20 protein-coding genes and 3 tRNA genes are annotated in these 17,666 nt (G+C 65.7%); 16 read left to right on the top strand and 7 right to left on the bottom strand.

Going from position 1 to position 17,666, the window contains the following annotated elements:
• Window positions 1–104: 104 nt before the first annotated feature.
• The 7 genes from ABNQ40_RS05870 (at window position 105) to ABNQ40_RS05840 (ending at window position 4,607) form a co-directional block, all read left to right on the top strand.
• Entirely contained in the window at window positions 105–884 is a 780-nt protein-coding gene (locus ABNQ40_RS05870; protein ID WP_247880088.1) for a DedA family protein, read from the top strand.
• 345 nt (window positions 885–1,229) lie between these two features.
• A complete protein-coding gene (locus tag ABNQ40_RS05865; protein ID WP_247880090.1) occupies window positions 1,230–1,481 on the top strand; it encodes a DUF1127 domain-containing protein in 252 nt (83 codons plus the stop codon).
• A 4-nt stretch (window positions 1,482–1,485) separates the two neighbouring features.
• The gene (locus ABNQ40_RS05860) at window positions 1,486–1,920 is read left to right on the top strand and encodes a GNAT family N-acetyltransferase (protein ID WP_109052060.1); all 435 of its coding nucleotides are present in this window, start codon (window positions 1,486–1,488) and stop codon (window positions 1,918–1,920) included.
• 44 nt (window positions 1,921–1,964) lie between these two features.
• On the top strand, window positions 1,965–2,990 hold the full coding sequence (locus ABNQ40_RS05855) for a threo-3-hydroxy-L-aspartate ammonia-lyase (RefSeq protein ID WP_109052061.1): 1,026 nt from the start codon (window positions 1,965–1,967) through the stop codon (window positions 2,988–2,990).
• Window positions 2,991–3,072: 82 nt separating this feature from the next.
• Window positions 3,073–3,876, top strand: coding sequence for a PhzF family phenazine biosynthesis protein (locus ABNQ40_RS05850; protein ID WP_109491198.1), 804 nt, complete (start codon window positions 3,073–3,075; stop codon window positions 3,874–3,876).
• 7 nt (window positions 3,877–3,883) lie between these two features.
• Window positions 3,884–4,270 (top strand): VOC family protein, encoded by a 387-nt coding sequence (locus ABNQ40_RS05845; RefSeq protein WP_109052062.1) that lies wholly within the window; start codon window positions 3,884–3,886, stop codon window positions 4,268–4,270.
• Window positions 4,263–4,607: a gamma-glutamylcyclotransferase family protein gene (locus ABNQ40_RS05840; RefSeq protein WP_109052063.1), complete on the top strand. Its 345-nt coding sequence runs from the start codon at window positions 4,263–4,265 to the stop codon at window positions 4,605–4,607. Before ABNQ40_RS05845 ends, ABNQ40_RS05840 begins: the two co-directional genes overlap by 8 nt.
• 22 nt (window positions 4,608–4,629) lie before the next feature.
• Here the strand turns inward: ABNQ40_RS05840 and ABNQ40_RS05835 are convergent, their stop codons facing one another.
• The 4 genes from ABNQ40_RS05835 to ABNQ40_RS05820 all read right to left on the bottom strand — a co-directional run bounded on the left by ABNQ40_RS05835 (window position 4,630) and on the right by ABNQ40_RS05820 (window position 8,414).
• Window positions 4,630–5,661 carry a GNAT family N-acetyltransferase gene (locus ABNQ40_RS05835; protein WP_109491199.1) on the bottom strand — a complete coding sequence of 344 codons (1,032 nt, stop codon included), beginning with the start codon at window positions 5,659–5,661 and terminating at the stop codon, window positions 4,630–4,632.
• A gap of 73 nt (window positions 5,662–5,734) precedes the next feature.
• Window positions 5,735–6,277 carry a GNAT family N-acetyltransferase gene (locus ABNQ40_RS05830; RefSeq protein WP_391345777.1) on the bottom strand — a complete coding sequence of 181 codons (543 nt, stop codon included), beginning with the start codon at window positions 6,275–6,277 and terminating at the stop codon, window positions 5,735–5,737.
• A gap of 38 nt (window positions 6,278–6,315) precedes the next feature.
• Window positions 6,316–7,206: an RNA polymerase sigma factor RpoH gene (rpoH, locus tag ABNQ40_RS05825; RefSeq protein ID WP_376966495.1), complete on the bottom strand. Its 891-nt coding sequence runs from the start codon at window positions 7,204–7,206 to the stop codon at window positions 6,316–6,318.
• A gap of 161 nt (window positions 7,207–7,367) precedes the next feature.
• Window positions 7,368–8,414: an RluA family pseudouridine synthase gene (locus tag ABNQ40_RS05820; RefSeq protein ID WP_391345776.1), complete on the bottom strand. Its 1,047-nt coding sequence runs from the start codon at window positions 8,412–8,414 to the stop codon at window positions 7,368–7,370.
• 64 nt (window positions 8,415–8,478) lie between these two features.
• Here ABNQ40_RS05820 and ABNQ40_RS05815 point away from each other — a divergent pair, with 64 nt between their 5' ends.
• From ABNQ40_RS05815 to ABNQ40_RS05785, 7 genes are all read left to right on the top strand, one after another.
• The gene (locus ABNQ40_RS05815) at window positions 8,479–8,796 is read left to right on the top strand and encodes a hypothetical protein (RefSeq protein ID WP_098735696.1); all 318 of its coding nucleotides are present in this window, start codon (window positions 8,479–8,481) and stop codon (window positions 8,794–8,796) included.
• A 27-nt stretch (window positions 8,797–8,823) separates the two neighbouring features.
• On the top strand, window positions 8,824–9,858 hold the full coding sequence (locus ABNQ40_RS05810) for a threonine aldolase family protein (protein ID WP_391346069.1): 1,035 nt from the start codon (window positions 8,824–8,826) through the stop codon (window positions 9,856–9,858).
• 43 nt (window positions 9,859–9,901) lie between these two features.
• Window positions 9,902–9,977 (top strand) — tRNA-Glu (locus ABNQ40_RS05805).
• Between the two features lie 68 nt (window positions 9,978–10,045).
• A tRNA-Glu gene (locus tag ABNQ40_RS05800) sits at window positions 10,046–10,121 on the top strand.
• Window positions 10,122–10,167: 46 nt separating this feature from the next.
• A tRNA-Glu gene (locus ABNQ40_RS05795) sits at window positions 10,168–10,243 on the top strand.
• A 428-nt stretch (window positions 10,244–10,671) separates the two neighbouring features.
• On the top strand, window positions 10,672–11,379 hold the full coding sequence (locus ABNQ40_RS05790; RefSeq protein ID WP_391345775.1) for a DUF3800 domain-containing protein: 708 nt from the start codon (window positions 10,672–10,674) through the stop codon (window positions 11,377–11,379).
• Entirely contained in the window at window positions 11,379–11,891 is a 513-nt protein-coding gene (locus ABNQ40_RS05785; RefSeq protein WP_391345774.1) for a hypothetical protein, read from the top strand. The genes ABNQ40_RS05790 and ABNQ40_RS05785 overlap by 1 nt, the downstream gene beginning before the upstream one ends.
• A gap of 222 nt (window positions 11,892–12,113) precedes the next feature.
• Here ABNQ40_RS05785 and ABNQ40_RS05780 read toward each other — a convergent pair whose 3' ends face one another.
• Entirely contained in the window at window positions 12,114–13,304 is a 1,191-nt protein-coding gene (locus ABNQ40_RS05780; RefSeq protein ID WP_391345773.1) for a class I SAM-dependent RNA methyltransferase, read from the bottom strand.
• A 190-nt stretch (window positions 13,305–13,494) separates the two neighbouring features.
• Here ABNQ40_RS05780 and ABNQ40_RS05775 point away from each other — a divergent pair, with 190 nt between their 5' ends.
• Complete coding sequence (locus ABNQ40_RS05775; RefSeq protein WP_109048530.1) at window positions 13,495–14,301, top strand: SDR family NAD(P)-dependent oxidoreductase; 807 nt, start codon at window positions 13,495–13,497, stop codon at window positions 14,299–14,301.
• Between the two features lie 246 nt (window positions 14,302–14,547).
• Entirely contained in the window at window positions 14,548–16,623 is a 2,076-nt protein-coding gene (locus tag ABNQ40_RS05770) for a methyl-accepting chemotaxis protein (RefSeq protein WP_391345772.1), read from the top strand.
• 74 nt (window positions 16,624–16,697) lie between these two features.
• Here the strand turns inward: ABNQ40_RS05770 and trxC are convergent, their stop codons facing one another.
• Entirely contained in the window at window positions 16,698–17,180 is a 483-nt protein-coding gene (gene trxC / locus ABNQ40_RS05765) for a thioredoxin TrxC (protein WP_109048528.1), read from the bottom strand.
• A gap of 76 nt (window positions 17,181–17,256) precedes the next feature.
• Window positions 17,257–17,511 carry a hypothetical protein gene (locus ABNQ40_RS05760; protein WP_109048527.1) on the bottom strand — a complete coding sequence of 85 codons (255 nt, stop codon included), beginning with the start codon at window positions 17,509–17,511 and terminating at the stop codon, window positions 17,257–17,259.
• Between the last annotated feature and the right edge of the window lie 155 nt (window positions 17,512–17,666).

Here is a 17,666-nt window from a genome sequence, read left to right as displayed (position 1 = left end):
GGCTTTGGCATTGACCGCCGCCAAGCCGTGGCCCGCCGGTCTTTCCGCCCCCCGCCATAAACCGAACGGTGCGGTCTTGTACGGCCATGGCGACGGGCCCAGGTGTGAAGCGCCTGAACCGCGATAAGGACAAAAGCCCTCGTCATGATCGATCCGGACCCGCCCGGCCCCTGCTGCCAGCCCCCATCGAAGCGCGAGACGACGCGGGCGCGGACGCCGTGCTGACGGGGCTTCCGGATTTCGCGGCCCTGGATTTCACGGCCTATGGAACCGCGCTCGCGGGCTTCATCGAAACGCACGCGGAATGGGCGGAGATCATCATCTTCCTGATGGCCTTCGCGGAGGGGCTGACGCTCGTCGGGCTTCTCATCCCCGGGGTCGTCATGCTGACCGCGAGCGGCGCGCTTGTCGCCGCAGGCGTTCTCGATTTCTGGTCGGTCTATCTGGCGATCGCGGGCGGCGCCATCCTGGGGGACGCCACCTCCTACTGGCTGGGCCGACGCTATGGCGAGCGCATGTTCCGGCTGTGGCCCCTCAGCAGGCACCCCGAACTGCGCGGCCGTGGCGAAGCCTTCTTTCTCCGGCATGGCAGCAAGAGCGTGTTCCTGGCGCGCTTCATCGGCCCGCTGCGTGCGGTGGTGCCGACGACGGCCGGCATGATGGCGATGCCCCACCGGAAGTTTCAGGCGTTCAACGTCCTGTCGGCCGTGATCTGGGCGCCGCTGCTGATGTCGCCGGGCCATCTCGCCTGGACCGGTTACGACAGGAGCGGCGTGGGGGACCGCCCCGCACCGGCCGCCGAAGGCGGCATCGGGCAAGGGGCGGCGAGGTCCTGCGCGCCCGCTCCGCCCGTCGAGGGCTCGCCGGCAGGAACGGGCTGCTAGCTGTTTGGCAGGGGCTGACTGTTCGGAGTGACAACTCATTTCGAGGCGGCCGATTGTACCCCTTGTGCCGATGAGCGCTCCGTCGCCCCGCCTAGCCGTCCAACCGACACCGGTGGATGCGGTCAAAACCCAGGCGTTTCATCGGTCCTGCCACGTTGCCTGACTGTCTCCGTCCTTGTACCATTGTCCCCGTCTTGCGGGCCATACCGGCCTGTGGCCGAAAAGATACATCCGACATCGGAAATGTAATGGTGACAATGTTCCGTTTGACCCCGCCGATTTCGTCTCCATAATCCTGATTGTCTCGATTGTTCGAGCATTGTGCGCCAGATTATGGAGGATCCGATGCGCCAGACCGATGTGACCCGCAGTTCCGGCCTGTACACGGCAGCCCAGAGCGCCGTTCCGGCCGCCAACCGCGTCACCCGTGTCGCCCGCCGTCCCCTCTGGCGGCTGCTCGACCTGTTGTTTTCCGTGATGGAACGGCGCAAACAACGTCATGCACTCATGGGGCTCGACGACCATCTGCTGAAGGACATCGGCGTCAGCCGGTCCGAGGTGGAGCAGGAGGTGTCGAAGCCGTTCTGGCGGGGATGAGACGATGGCCGACCAATCCATTCAGGGACAATCCGTTCAAATCGACTATGCGGTCGAACCGGAGCTGAGCGCGGACGCGTTCATCGACGTTCTGGAACGCTCCGGGCTGGCCGAACGCCGGCCCGTGGGCGACCGTCCCCGGGTGGAGTCGATGCTGCGCAACGCCGGCCTGATCATCACCGCAAGGCACGAGGGCCGGCTGGTCGGCGTCGCCCGCTCGATCACCGACTTCGTCTATTGCTGCTACCTGTCCGATCTCGCCGTCGACCGTGCCCTGCAGGGGCACGGCATCGGCAAGGAGCTGATGCGCCGCACCCGCGACGCGGTGGGACCGGGCACCATGTGCCTGCTGCTGTCCGCGCCCAAGGCCATCAGCTTCTACGAGCAGGCCGGGCTGAAGCGGCACGAGCAGGCCTTCCTGTTCACCGATCTGGAATAAGCCCCCGGAGCAAGACACCGGGGGGGAGGGGGAGCACCGCCGCCATGCCCGACACGATCACCAGCGCCGTGGCCGACAGCATTATCGACACCACTGGCCTCGCCATCTCCTATGCCGACGTGGCGGGGGCGGCGGAGCGGATCGCCGGCGTCGCCCACCGCACGCCGGTGCTGACCAGCCGCACCGCCGACACGCTGACCGGCGGCGAACTGCTGTTCAAGTGCGAGAATTTCCAGCGCACCGGCGCCTTCAAGATCCGCGGCGCCTACAATGCGGTGTCGCGCTTCACCCCGGTGCAGCGCGCGCTGGGCGTCGTCGCCTATTCGTCGGGCAACCATGCCCAGGCGCTGGCGCTGGCGGCGTCGATGCTGAAGGTGAAGTCCACCATCGTCATGCCGCAGGACGCCCCGGCGGCCAAGCTGGCGGCGACGCGCGGCTATGGCGCCGACGTGGTGCTGTACGACCGCTATGCCGAGCCGCCGGACGCCGCCGTCGCCCGCGTGCTGGAGGAGCGGGGCGGCGTGCTGATCCCGCCCTTCGACCATCCGCATGTGATGGCCGGCCAGGGCACCGTCGCCAAGGAGCTGATCGAGGAGGCGGGGCAGACGGGCGGGCCGCTCGACCTGCTGGTGGTGCCGACCGGCGGCGGCGGGCTGCTGTCCGGCTGCGTCATCGCCGCCAAGACGCTGAACCCCGGCTGCCGCGTCGTCGGGGTCGAGCCGGAGGCCGGCAACGACGCCCAGCAGAGCCTGCGCAGCGGCGCCATCGTCCGCATCGACGCGCCCAAGACCATCGCCGACGGCGCCCAGAGCCGCGCGGTCGGCCAGCTGACCTTCCCGGTGATCCAGCGGCTGGTCGACGACATCGTGACCGTCACCGACGACCAGCTGGTCGACTCCATGCGCTTCTTCGCCAGCCGGATGAAGATGATGGTCGAGCCGACCGGCTGCCTCGCCGCCGCCGCGGTGATGTCCGGCAAGTTTGACGTGCGGGGCAAGCGTGTCGGCATCGTCGTTACCGGCGGCAACGTCGACCTTGCCCGCTTTGCCTCGCTGGTTCAGGTGGGCTGAGTCTACTCCTCTTCCAGGGAACCGAGTTCCCCCAAGACGTAAGGGATCCCCATTCATGACCGGGCCACTGACCGGCAAAGCCATGCGCCTGCCCATTTATCAGGTCGATGCCTTCACCGACCGCGTCTTCGCCGGCAACCCGGCGGCGGTCGTGCCGCTGGACTCCTGGCTGCCCGACGCGCAGCTCCAGGCCATCGCGGCGGAGAACAATCTGGCGGAGACCGCCTTCTTCATCCGCAGCGGCACGGAGTTCGAACTGCGCTGGTTCACCCCGGCGGTGGAGGTCGAGCTGTGCGGCCATGCCACGCTGGCGACCGCCTTCGTCATCTCCACCATCCTGGAGCCGGGCCGCGCGCGCATGGACTTCGCCACCCGGCAGGCCGGCACGCTGACGGTCACCCGCGACGGCGACCGCTACACGCTGGACTTCCCCAACCGCCCGCCCCAGCCGGCGGAGAGCCCCGACCCGACCCTGCTGGCGGCTCTGGGCGGACCGGCGCCGGTCGCAATCCTGAGCGGGCGCGACTATCTGGTGGTCTACGACTCGGCCGACGCGGTGCGGGCGCTGACGCCGGACATGGCGCTGCTGTCGAAGCTGGACATGTGGGCGGTCTGCGTCACCGCCCCCGGCGATGCCTCGGGAGAGGACGGGGTCGATTTCGTGTCGCGCCTGTTCGCCCCGGCCCAGGGCATTCCGGAGGATCCGGTCACCGGCTCCACCCACTGCATGCTGACGCCCTATTGGGCGGAGCGGCTGGGCAAGACCGTGCTGACGGCGCGTCAGGTCTCGGCCCGCGGCGGCGAGCTGCTGTGCGAACTGGCCGGCGACCGGGTGAAGATCGGCGGGCAGGCGGTGCTGTATCTCGAAGGCTCGATCCTGGTGTGAGGCTGCAATGACCGTCCAGTTCGAGCGGGTGGCGCCGATCCTGCCGGTGCGCGACGTGCGCGCGGCGCTCGCCCATTACTGGAGCCTCGGCTTCACGGTGACCGCCTATGACGAGGCCGCCGCGGATCCCGTCTATGGGTTCCTCGATTGGGGCGGGGTGGGGCTGCATCTGACCCGTGTTCCGGACCTCGATCCCGAACGCTCGGTCGTCGCCTGCTACCTCTATGTCAGCGACGCCGACGCCCTGCACGCGGCGTGGAAGGCGGCAAACGCCGACGGCCGGCTGACGGCGGTGTCCGACACGCCCTATGGGTTGCGCGAGTTCGCCCACATCGATCCCGACGGCAACCTGCTGCGGGTCGGCTCGGAAGCGGGGAGGAGTGGCAATGGCTGAGGATGCGGTTCTCCTGTTCTCCTACGGCACCTTGCAGCAGGACAATGTGCAGCTGGCGTCCTTCGGCCGGCTGCTCACCGGGCGGGCGGACGCCATGCCGGGCTATCGCTGCGACATGCTGGAGATCACCGATCCCGAGGTGATCCGCACCAGCGGCAAGCGCTTCCACCCCGTGGTCAGCGAGAGCGGCGATCCGGCCGACGAGGTCGCCGGGACCCTGTTCGAGATTACCCCGGAAGAACTGGCCGCCGCCGATTCCTACGAGGTCGCGGATTACAGGCGCGTCATGGTCCGGCTGAGGTCGGGGGCGGATGCCTGGGTCTACGTCAAGGCGTAAGGGGTGAAGGCGTAAGGAGCCGTCAGGTCTGGCGGGGCCTGACGAAGGGTCTGACGAAGGATTGCTCGGTCACCTCGGTGCCCCACTGGCTGCCCGGCGATTCGGCGGCAAGGACGAAGCCGGCGGCTTCATAGAGGCGCCGGGCGGCGTCCAGCCCGCGGAAGGTCCAGAGCCGGGTTTCGGCGAAGCCGGTGCGGTCGGCGAAAGCCACCGCTTCGTCGAGCAGCCGGCGGCCCAGCCCGCCGCCGCGCCGCCCGTCCTCGACGATGAACCAGCGCAGATGGGCAATACGGGGAGCGGAGCCGGCGCCGGGAGCGTCGCCGGACAGGTCTTCGCCATCGATGGCAACGGTGCCGACGATGCGGTCGCCGTCCAGCGCCGTCCAGACGGCGTTGCAGGGACGCTCGAGCCGCGGCAGGAACTCCGCCAGCCCGGCGGCGACCCTGCTTTCGAAGACGGCGCCGAAGCCATGGGCACGGGCGTAGAACTGCGCATGCATGTCCACGGCGCGGCCAATCAGTCCGGGCCGGTAGCCAGGTTCGATGCGCACGGCCAGGGAAGCCGCCGCCTTCGATTCGTTGCCCGGTGCGGCCCGGCGGGCTCGCAGGGCATCCGCGTACAGCCGCAGCCCCTCCACCACCATGGCATGGTCGGCGGCAGGCAGGCAGGCCAGTGCGCCGCCGACCTGTTCATGGGCGAAGGCGTCGATGGCGGCCAGCGTCCGCCTCCCCCGGGCGGTCAGGGTAAGACGCTTCGACCGTCCGTCCGTATCGCTGCTCACCTCGGCCAGATCCCCGCCGTCGATGAGCTTGCGCAGCATCCGGCTGACGCTCGATTTCTCCAGATTGAGCCGGTCGCACAGCTCCGTCGCGGTCAGGCCGCCCCGGTTGCCGATCTCGATCAGCGCATGCACCGCCGAGGCCGGCAGCTCCGTTCCCGCAAGGGTCGGCTTCATGAAGCCGAGTTCGCGCACGATCCGGCGCGACGCGTCGCGGATCGGCAGGACGGCATCCCTGTTGGCGAGGGGGGCTGGGACGGAGGGCTGGGAAGCCATGGCGGTTCCGGACATGGTTGTATCGTGCAACTATGTCCGGGCAGGCAGCGGCTGTAAAGGCGTCAGGCCGGTCTCACATGATCTTTTCGAAGCGGAACATCTCGCCGCCGCCGGGCAGGCCGGAGGGCCCGGGCCAATGCGGGTCCGGGTGATGGGCGCCGAAGAACTCGACGATCTTGAAGCCGCACTTGTTGACGTAGAAGTGGATGTTGCGCTTCTCGAAATAGGGGGTGTGCGTCTGCCAGACCCGCGTTTCGGGATAGCGTTGCTCGATCGCCATCCAGGCCTTGAAGCCCAATCCCCGGCCATGCTGTGCCGGGGACAGGAAGAAGAGGTCCAGCGAATTGCGCTGCGTCGCCTCGTCGATCACGACGACGGCGCCACCGACCCGTTCGTCCTCGCACAGGATATGCAGAAGCTCGGTGCCCGGCGCGCCCATCGACTCGTCGAGATCGCTGCCGCGTGGGATCGAATCGTCGGGAAGGCACCCGAACGCCTCGATGACGGCGACCGCGAAGGACGCCTCCATGTCGGCCTTGAAGGCCGGCAGGTCGCGCGGCTCGACGGCCGCGAGCGCGACCGTGACCGGGGTGGGATTGACCGGGCGATCCTGCATCTTCACTCTCTTGAGCCGTTTGCGGTCCGGTCCCCGCCTTACGCCTCGCTCTCCATCTTCTGCTCCACCGCGGCGGCCTTGATCGCCTTCTGCAGCTTTTCGAAGGCGCGGACCTCGATCTGGCGGACGCGCTCGCGGCTGATGCCGTATTTCTGCGACAGATCCTCCAGCGTCGTCGGCGCCTCGCGCAGGCGGCGTTCGGTCAGGATGTCGCGTTCGCGGTCGTTCAGCGCGGTCATGGCATTCGCCAGCAGCTTGCGGCGCTTGCCCAACTCCTCACGGTCGGCCAGCGTGATTTCCTGGCTGGCGGTCTCATCGACCAGGAAATCCTGCCATTCACCCTCGCTCTCCGCCCGCAAGGGCGCGTTCAGCGAATGGTCGGGGCTGGCAAGCCGCCGGTTCATGTTGACGACGTCCTGCTCCGGCACGTCCAGCTTGGTGGCGATGGCGTGGACCTGCTCGGGCGACAGGTCGCCCTCCTCGATGGCCTGCATCTGGCCCTTCAGCCGGCGCAGGTTGAAGAACAGCTTCTTCTGCGCGGCGGTGGTGCCCATCTTCACCAGCGACCAGCTGTGCAGGATGTATTCCTGGATCGCCGCGCGAATCCACCACATGGCGTAGGTCGCCAGCCGGAAACCGCGGTCGGGGTCGAAGCGCTTCACCGCCTGCATCATGCCGACATTGCCTTCGGAGATCAGCTCCGACAACGGCAGGCCGTAGCCGCGGTAGCCCATGGCGATCTTGGCCACCAGCCGCAGGTGGCTGGTGACGAGCTGGTGGGCGGCGCCGGAATCCTCATGCTGCTGCCAGCTCTTGGCCAGCATGTATTCCTGCTGCGGCTCCAGCATCGGGAACTTGCGAATCTCCTGGAGATAGCGGGACAGATTGCTCTCGGACCCGATCGCCGGAAGGTTGGATGCCGTCGCCATGGTAAAACCCCTCTCCTGACAGCCGGCGTTCCCATCCGAAGGATTTCAGGGGCCGCCGCCGTTCTTCAGCGCGGGTTCCATAGGCCCCTCGCAATGAGCGGGCGAAGGAACCTCGCCATCGACGCTGAGTCTAACCAAGAAAGATTTCCCGGTGTACCGTTTTAAACCGACTCCAGGGTGACAATTAGTTCATGAATATCCGCCGGAATTGAGGAGCGGAATGCCACAATTTCGCCACTAACCGGATGACGGAAGGTCAGGGCCGCGGCATGCAGCGCCTGACGCGGAAACCCGACAAGGCTGGACCGCGCCGGCTCATGGAGCAGCGAGGCGAATTTTCCGCCCGGCCGCCCCGACCGCCCGCGGCCATAGAGCGGATCGCCGACCAGCGGATGGCCGATGTGGGTCAGGTGGACGCGGATCTGGTGGGTGCGCCCGGTCTCCAGCACGCATTCGACCAGCGAGGCCGCCATGCCGAAGCTCTTGACCACCCGGTACTTGGTGCCGGCCGGCTTCCCGCCGCCGGTGACCACCGCCATCTTCTTGCGGTCGGCGCTGCTGCGGCCGATGTTGCCCTCGATCCGGCCCTGCGTCGGGTTGGGCACGCCCCAGACCAGCGCCAGATAGGTGCGGCTGAGCGTGCGGTCGGCGAACTGGTCGCTGAGACCATGGTGGGCGCGGTCGTTCTTGGCGACCACCATCAGGCCGCTGGTGTCCTTGTCCAGCCGGTGGACGATGCCGGGCCGCCGCACCCCGCCGATGCCGGACAGGCTGTCGCCGCAATGGGCCAGCAGGGCGTTGACCAGCGTGCCGTCGGGGTTGCCGGCGGCGGGATGCACCACCAGCCCGGCCGGCTTGTCGATCACCAGCACGTCGGCGTCCTCATAGACCACGTCGAGCGGGATGTCCTGCGCCAGCGGTTCGGCGGCCTCCGCGCCTGGAACCTGCACCTCGAAGGTCTGGCCGGGTTTGACCCTCAGGGACGCGTCCGTTATCGTCCGGCCGTCGCCGCGCACGCAGCCCTGTTCCAGCAGGGCCTGCACGCGCGACCGCGACAGGTCCGGCAGGCCCGCTGCCAACGCCTTGTCCAGCCGCTGGCCCGCCGCCTCGTCGGGGATGGTGTAGGCGAGCAGCTGGGGAGCGGCGTAGGCGGGGGAGCCGGCGTCGTCGTCCGCATCGAGCAAATCGTCGGACAGGTCATCTGGCATATCGGCTGGCATCGGCTTCGCGCATCGCGTCCTGTTTCAATCGTCCGGGAGTGGACCCCAAACCGTGCAGATCCTCAAGGCACTCATCGTCATCATGGGCGTTCTCATCCTCGCCGGCTTCACCTTTCTGGGGGTGGAGCTGTACAAGCGGATGTCGGACCCCAACCGCGCCTCGCTGACCGCCACCGCCCCGGCGCCCGTTCCGGCCGAACGCCCGGCCGAGGTGACGCTGGACGTTCCGGCCGGCGCCCGCATCGGCGAGATGCTGGTGGCCGGCAACCGCGTCCTGTTCAAGGTGACCCTGCCGCAGGGGCCGGACCGCCTGTATCTGATCGACCCGCGCAACGGCGCCGTCACCGCGACGGTGACGGCCGGCAAGTGACCGTTTCCCCCTATCCGGACACAGATGATGCATGATTTCCGCAGCGACAACGTCGCCGGTGCCGCCCCGCAGGTGATGACGGCGCTGGCCGCCGCGTCCTCCGGCACCGCGTCGCCCTATGGCAACGATCCCTGGACCGCGCGGGTGACCGAACGGCTGTGCGCGATCTTCGAGACCGAGGTCGCCGTCTTCCCCGTCGCCACCGGCACGGCCGCCAACTCGCTGGCGCTGTCGGCGCTGGTGCCGCCCTATGGCGCGGTGCTGTGCCACGACGAGGCGCACATCACCATCGACGAATGCGGCGCGCCGGAGTTCTTCACCGGCGGCGCCAAGCTGGTCCCGCTGGCCGGCGCGCATGGCAAGCTGACGCCGGACGCGGTGCAGCACCACATCGCGAAGGCCGGCGTCGGCGTCGTCCACCGCGTCCAGCCCGCCGCCCTCAGCCTGACCCAGGCGACGGAGGCCGGCACCGTCTATACCCCGGCGGAGGTCGAGGCGCTGGTCGAGGTCGCCCATTCCAACGGCATGGCCGTGCATATGGACGGCGCCCGCTTCGCCAACGCCATCGCCCGGCTGGGCTGCAAGCCGGCCGAGGTGACGTGGCGCGCCGGGGTCGACGTGCTGACGCTGGGCGGCACCAAGGGCGGCTGCCTCGCCGCCGAGGCGGTGGTGTTCTTCAACCCGGCGATGGCCGAGGATTTCGGCTTCGGCCGCAAGCGCGGCGGCCATCTGGTGTCGAAGATGCGCTTCCTGTCGGCGCAACTCGACGCCTGGCTGGAGGACGGGCTGTGGCTGCGGCTGGCCGCCCACGCCAACGCCATGGCCGACCGTCTGGCCGCCGGGCTGACGGCGCTGCCCGGCGTCGAGCTGGCCCACCCGGTGGAGGCCAACGAGCTGTTCGTCCGCCTGCCGGGGCATTACGCCGAGGCGCTGGAGGCGGCCGGCTACGGCTTCTACCGCTGGGACGACGGCACGGCGCGGTTCGTGACGGCGTTCGACACGCCAGCGGCCGTGGTGGACGGATTGCTGGATATTTTGCGCCGACTCCAAGAAAAGGCTTGATCGGCGGAGCGGGCTTGGTTAGAAACCCGCCCACGCCGATGACGTCCCCATCGTCTAGAGGCCTAGGACACCGCCCTCTCACGGCGGTAACAGGGGTTCGACTCCCCTTGGGGACGCCAACCTTTCCGGGTTGGGTCGCGCGGCCGGTGGCAGCCTCCACCGCCGCAGCCATGCATCGGGACCAGACGTCCCCATCGTCTAGAGGCCTAGGACACCGCCCTCTCACGGCGGTAACAGGGGTTCGACTCCCCTTGGGGACGCCATCCACGCGCTGGATGCGTTTGTTGAGCGCGGGCTAGAAGGTACAACGTCCCCGTCGTCTAGAGGCCTAGGACACCGCCCTTTCACGGCGGCGACACGGGTTCGACTCCCGTCGGGGACGCCATTTCATAAACTAATCAAATAAAAGCTATGGCTTCATCGCCAGCCTCATCGCGCCACCATAGGCGATACGCTAAATGGCGTTGCATGACAATGTTGCTAAATTAGCGGATAGCTTTCCTTCCGCCAACATTGAGCAAGAATAGAACAACATCACTATATCAGGCAGCTATTTAGACTTTGTCAGTACGCTGATGAAGTGTCTTAGCATGAGTTTTCCTAGCATTGATCGAAATCGTAAATTATTGAATATTTCCGCAAAATAACCTAGCGGCCTCTGTTGGCTGGCAGCATTGCTGCGTGTATTAGCGGTCAACTAAGTGTCTATGAAGGGCGGCTTGCATTGCGTGGCTGCCTAAAACGGGTTGAAATCCATCTCGCTAAAGAGCGAATATGCCCTCCCTGTGCTGACGAGTTTTCGGATTAGACCCAATGGCTGAGTTATACAATGTGTACTGTGATGAAAGTTGTCATCTTGAGAATGATGGGCAGCGCGCCATGGTTCTAGGTGCTTTGTGGTGTCGCAATGATAAGAGAAAGGAAATTGCTTTCCGATTAAAGGAAATAAAGCGTAAGCATAGTCTGCCTCATAAATTCGAGTCTAAATGGACAAAGGTGTCGCCAGGAAAGGTTGAGTTTTATAAAGATTTCATCGATTACTTTTTCGACGATGATGATCTTTATTTTCGGGCAATTATTGTGCCAGACAAGACTGTGCTCGATCATGAAACTTTTAAGCAAGATCATGATGAATGGTACTATAAGATGTATTTCGACATGCTAAAAGTAATATTCAGCCCAAATGAAGCATATAGAATATTCATCGACATAAAAGATACTCTTGGTCAATCAAAACTGAAAAAACTTCATGATGTTCTCTGTAAAAATCAGTATGATTTTTCAAGGAATATAATAAAAGACGTGAAAATAACGAGAACAAATGAAAACGTCCTAATGGAGCTTGCTGATTTGCTTATAGGTGCAATTAGTTATGCAAATAGAGAATTGGAAACTAGTAAAGCAAAGCTGGAGCTTGTTGACAGAATTAAAAAACGATCAGGATACACACTGAGAGACACAACCCTCTACAGGGAAAAGAAAGTAAACATTCTAAAATGGCGTGCGACGGAGACATTTTGATGCCTATTCCTGCTTGGCTTCCAGATTTAATTCCGAACACTAATTACAATAATCAGCAGGAATACAAGGATGCTCTGTTTGCATTCTTCAGAGGTGATTTTATCGAAAACATTGCCCACTTTGACGGGACGCGCATCGGAATAAAAAGGTATCCAGAGCGTAAGGGGGAATGGTCTACCTTCCATCATATCACTACAAGAGACATAAATAAAACTGGGAATGAGGATGAGCGTGTCTTTTGCGAGCATCGGTCTGCGCGCATAAAGTACCCACGCGCCATAATTGGTGGACATCTCCATCCAGAAATAAGGTGTTGGAGAGAGCGCAAGAAAGGAGAGTGGCGGATCAGTATACTTGTTGAGCCGGCCGACTACATTGTAATTCTGAGTGAGAGAAAAGAGTTTAATCTTCTATGGACTGCTTATATTATTGATGAGCCGCACGAGATGCGAAAGCTGATCAACAGTTACAATCGGGCAGTCAAAGAGAAGCGCGCATTAGAGTGGCCCTAAAATGGCTGGTGCCGCATCAGCTAGGCTGAGGGGCGGCACCGTGACTCCTCCTACGCATGGCAGGTGAGATAGACCCAACCTAGCGGTTACGCGCCGGGCAGTCAAGGAATATAATGCCAAAAGCGATAGTTCTAACCACTTTGCACCACTGCTAAGCCAAACAGGCATCTGTTCAACTCGCCTATCGGCTCAAGCGGTGTCTGCTGTGCGCAATTTTGCAGCTTACCCCAACACCCCCGTCTGATACAGCGTCACCCTGATCCCCCCGTTTGACACCGATACCCCGCCCTCCTGAAAGGGCAGCTCGGTCGCCTTAGCCAAAGCGGCTTCGTTGGTGATGATGCCCACGCGCCAGCCGGTGAAGCGCGTCTTCAGCGTCTGGCCCATGGCGTGGTAGAGCGGGATCAGGGACTTGCCCTCGCCGATGCGGGCGCCGTAGGGCGGGTTGACGATGACGAGGCCGGGGGGGCCCTCCGGCGGGGTCAGGTCGCTGATGGCGTGGTGGGCGAAGTCGGTCCAGGCGCCGACGCCGGCGCGCTCGGCATTGGCGCGGCTCATATTGACGGCGCCGGCATCGCGGTCGCTGCCGTAGAAGCGCACCGGCGGCGGCGTCACTGTGGCATTGCCGCGCAGGCCCTGCCAGCGGGCAGGATCGAAATTGGCGAGCTGCTCGAAGGCGAAGGAGCGGGAGCGGCCGGGCTTCAGGCCGGCGGCGATCTCGGCGGCCTCGATGACGAAGGTGCCGGAGCCGCACATCGGATCCACCACGGGAACCGGCTCGCGCCCGTCATAGCCGCACTGGCGCAGGAACAGGGCTGCCAGCGTCTCGCGCATCGGCGCCTTGTTGACCGCCTCCTTGTGGCCGCGCTTGTGCAGCGACTCGCCGGAGCTGTCGACGCTGATGGTGCAGAGGTCGTCGTCGATGCGCGCCTTGATCTGGACGGCGCGGGTGTCTTCTTCCGGCGCGTCTCGGTCGGCGGGCTTTCCGGTCTTCTTGGGCGCCGCCTTGACGATGGGGGCGCCGAGTTCCTCGGCGATGGCGCGCTCGATGCGCTGGGCGGCGGCGCTGGCATGGTAGATGCGGGACGCCTTGCAGGAGGCCTCGACCCGCACCGGCACGTCGGCGCGCAGGATCTCGGCCCACGGCACGCGGCGGGCGCGCTTGTCCAGCTGGGCCAGATGCAAAGCGCGGAAGCTGGCAATGCGCGCCAGCACACGGGTGGCGCCGCGCAGTTCCAGATTGGCGCGCCACACCTCAGGCCAGCCGCCGGTGACCGTCACCCCGCCTTTCACCATGGTGGGATTGGTGAAGCCGCGGTCGCTGGCCTCCGCGCACAGCACGGGTTCCAGGCCGGGGGCGGCCACCAGGAAAATCTCGAAAGGCTGGGCGGAGCTGGTCGGGTCGGTGTTCATGCGCCTACATAGCCCGAAGGGCCGGGTTCCATCGACAGGATTCTCGCAAAACGGCCGGATGTCGCTGGCGCGAAGGCCCGGCTGTTGACGCCGGAGTGCCGGCCCCTATGATCGGATTGGAACACGAACAATCAAGCCGGCTTGCGATTCCGAACATGGACCGGGCCGGCTGGCAGGGAGAGCGCACATCATGACCGACACCACCCACCTGTCCGCCGGCTGGCCCGCCGACCTGCTGGCGCAGGAGTTCCGCGGCAAACGGGTGCTGGTCACCGGCAGCAGCCGCGGCATCGGTGCGGCGGTGGCGGCGGCCTTCGCCCAGCTCGGCGCCCGCGTCGCCATCCATGGCCGCGACCGGGCGGCGGTGGAAGCGGCTGCGGCGGCGATGGGGACCGGAACGGAGAACGGCGCGATCGGGCTGGCCGGCGACTTCGCCGACAAGGGGCAGACCCGCGCGGTGGTGGAGCAGGCAATCGACCGGCTGGGCGGGCTGGACGTGCTGGTCAACAATGCCGGCACCATGCTGGGCCGGGTGGCGCTGGCCGACATCGACGACGGCTTCCTGCAGGAGCAGTTCGACCTGAACGCCGCCTCGGCGGTCGTCGCCAGCCGCAGCGCCCTGCCGGCGCTGATCGCGTCGAAGGGAGCCATCGTCAACACCGGCTCCATCTCCGGCCGCACCGGGGGCAGCGCCGGTTCGTCGCTCTACAGCGCCGCCAAGGCCTTCCAGGCCAGCCTCGCCCGCTCGCTGGCGACGGAGTTGGCGCCGCACGGCATCCGCGTCAACGCGGTGTCGCCCGGCACCATCGACACCGACTTCCACCAGCGCTATTCGACCGCCGACAAGCTGGCGCAGACCGCGGCGCGCATTCCGCTGAAACGGCTGGGCACGGCGGAGGACTGCGTCGGCGCCTACCTGTTCCTGGCGTCAAACCGGCTTGCTGGATACATCACCGGCCAGACGATAGAGGTGAATGGCGGTCAGTTCTATAACTAATGGGGAATTTTTCGCAATTGCGAAGGTCAAGCTTTGGCAAAATGCAAAGCGATCTCAATGATTTTTGCAAAATGCAGAGGACGAATGTATCCGGGCTTCAGGAATAGATCGATTTCGTAGGGTAAAAAAACATCCCAACGTTAATGGTGCATTGGCATTGTTCTTGTAGGGTAGCTCGTTGACAACCGATCCCTCGAAAGATCGGGACACCGCCAGCAGCCGGGTCAGAAGACGAGGTCCCCAGTCATGAACGCCGCCAACCCCAGCACAGGCAAAAGCCAGCAGACTGCAGCCCGGCCGACCAAGGCCGGTCCCTTCGCCAACCTGCGCACGGCGACCAAGATCTACACCGGCTTCGGCGTCACGCTGGCGCTTCTGGTCGGGCTGGGGGCGGTATCCTGGAGCGGCTTGCGGTCCAGCGACGATGCGCTCCGCCGCTATGCGGCGCAGTCGCACGTGGCGATGACGGTGGCGGAGGCCGATACGAACATGGCCGACGCCCTGGGGGCGGCGGAGGAGTTCGTCTCCAGCGGGTCTGCCGCGGTAGCCGACCGTTTCCGCGGCGAAATGGACAAGTTCCGCCGGAAACTGGAGGACGCCACGGCGCGGATGACCGATGCGGGCGACCGTCAGGCGGCGCAGGAGATCGCCAGCCTGCACCAGACGCTGACCGTCGGGTTCGACCGGCTGGTCGCCGCGCGGACCGAGCGCGACTCCATCGTCGCGTCGGTGGTGAACACGCTGGGCGCCGACATCCGCCGTACGCTGAGCGAAACCGTCAAGGCGGAGAAGGACGGCGGCGATCTGGACCGCACGGTGCGGGCCGCCGACGTCAGCGAACAGTTCCTGCTGGTCCGTGTGCTGGTCGCCCGCTTCGTCGCCGAAACCAAGCCGGAGGATCTGGTCCGCATCCGCAAGGATCTGGGCGACCTGACGGGGAAGGCGGACGCGCTGCGCAACGGCATCGCCGACGGCCCGGTCAAGGCCAAGCTGTCGGACGCGGTGGCCAAGCTGCCGGCCTATGGCACCGGGATCGACCGCATCGCCGTGCTGAGCGACCAGCTGAAGTCGCTGAACAGCGAGACGCTGGGCAAGGCCGGCAAGCAGATCGGCGACAAGATCGGCCTGATCCGCGACCATTCCGCCAGCTTCCTGGCGCAGCTGGAGGTCACCGCCGCCGCCGAGGTGTCGGCGGCGGAAGCGCGCGGCACCGCCGTGACGGTGGTCGCCGTTCTGCTCGGCCTGCTGCTGGCCTGGGCGATCTCGCGGGCGATCACCAGGCCGCTCGGCAACATCACGCGGGAAATGGGCCGGCTGGCCGAGGGCGACCTGACGGTGACCGTCACCGACGACGACCGCCGCGACGAGATCGGCGCGCTGGCCCGCGCGCTCCAGATCTTCAAGACGAACGCGCTGGAGATGGAGCGGATGCGCAAGGCGCAGGAGGAGAGCGAGCGGCAGGCCGCCGCCCACCGCCGCCAGACGATGATGCAGATGGCCGACACCTTCGAACGGACGGTGAAGGGCATCGTCGACACCGTCGCCAACGCCGCCACCGGCATGCGCGACGCCGCGACGGAGCTGACCGCCACCGCGCATGAGGCGAGCGAGCGCTCGCTGCTCGTCGCCTCGGCCTCCGAACAGGCCTCGGCCAACGTGCAGACCGTCGCCACCGCGACGGAGGAGCTGTCGGCCTCGATCTCCGAGATCGGCCAGCAGGTGGAGAACTCCACCCGCATCGCCACCCAGGCGGTGGCCGACGCCACCGGCGCCGACCGCACCATGCGCGATCTGGTCACCGCCGCCGAGCAGATCGGCGCGGTGGTCGAACTGATCAGCGGCATCGCAGCGCAAACCAACCTTTTGGCGCTGAACGCCACCATCGAGGCGGCGCGGGCCGGCGAGGCCGGCAAGGGCTTCGCCGTCGTGGCGAGCGAGGTGAAGGCGCTGGCCAACCAGACCGCCAAGGCCACCGACGAGATCCAGGCCAAGGTGCAGGAAATCCAGCAGACCACCGGCGGCGCCCAGAAGGCCATCGGCAGCATCGGCAAGACCATCGGCCACATGAGCGAGATCACCACCGCCATCGCCGCCGCCATCGAGGAACAGGCCGCCGCCACCCGCGAGATCGCCTCCAGCGTGACCCAGGCCGCCCAAGGCACCGAAGAGGTGTCGAGCAACATCGCCGGCGTCAGCACGGCGGTTCACGAAACCGGCGACGCTGCCGGCCGCGTCCACGGCACCTCGCAGGAGCTGGCCGTCGAAGCCGAGCGCCTGCGCAAGGAGGTGGGCACCTTCATCGCGACGGTGCGGGCGGCGTGAGGGGGATTCAAAGGGTGGATTAGGGGGAACGGGAAACGCACGAGCTTGCGGGCAAATCCTCGCCGCGCACCCCCCTAACCCTCTCCCCGGGGGGGAGAGGGGATTTTCTGCCTCGCCCACGCCACCAGCGCCGGCAGCGGCATGGCGCCGGCGGTGCGGGCGATCTCGCGGCCGCGATGGACCAGGATCAGGGACGGGATGCTGCGGATGGCGAAGCGGGCGGCGAGGTCCGGCGAGGCCTCGGTGTCGATCTTGGCGAGGCGGAGTTGCGGTTCGAGCTGGGCCGCGGCCTGGGCGAAGGCCGGCGCCATCGCGCGGCAGGGGCCGCACCAGCCCGCCCAGAAGTCGATCAGCAGGGGCAGGTCGCCACGCTCGGCATGGGCGGCGAAGCGGCGGGCGTCGAGCGCCACCGGCTTGCCCTCGAACAGCGCCTTGCCGCAGCGGCCGCATTTGCCGCCGCCGAGCCGGGAGCGAGGCACGCGGTTCAGCGTGTCGCAATGCGGGCAGGCGACGTGCAGGCTGTCGGCGCCTGTGGAAGAACTGGCGGTGGGCGGCATGGCGGGGCTCCTTCCCCTGGCAGCGTGTCCACCGTCGATGTATGGGTGACGGTGCATCCGCTCAAGGCGGGCGCGCCTACTCCTGCCGGCCCATCAGGCCTTCCAGCTTTGCGAAATCCACATATTGCGCCGGCCGGTCCTTCAACAGGTCCGGGGACGCCAGGGCATTCTCCCGCGCGCATTCGGCGACGTAGCGGGCCAAGAGGTCGCGCATGACCTCGGCCAAAGGCGTCTGCCGCTGGCGTGCGTAATTCTTGGCGACATCTTTGACTCTGCGATCAACGCGCAAAGAGATCGTCGCCTTCTTTGGATGAAACGGATCTCCGATCATGACGATCCTCCACCGATCTTGCTGATCCACGTTATTTGGATATGCCGGATCGGTGGTGGATACAAGGATCCATGGGAAGTCGGGCGATAAAACTTGGGGATGATAGAATGTGAATTTGTGTGGATAAAATTTTCGCCGGTTTTCTTCTCCACAGA

It is taken from the genome of Azospirillum sp. A23, assembly GCF_042938965.1.
GTDB lineage: Bacteria > Pseudomonadota > Alphaproteobacteria > Azospirillales > Azospirillaceae > Azospirillum > Azospirillum melinis.
This window is presented reverse-complemented; position numbering and strand designations above follow the sequence as displayed.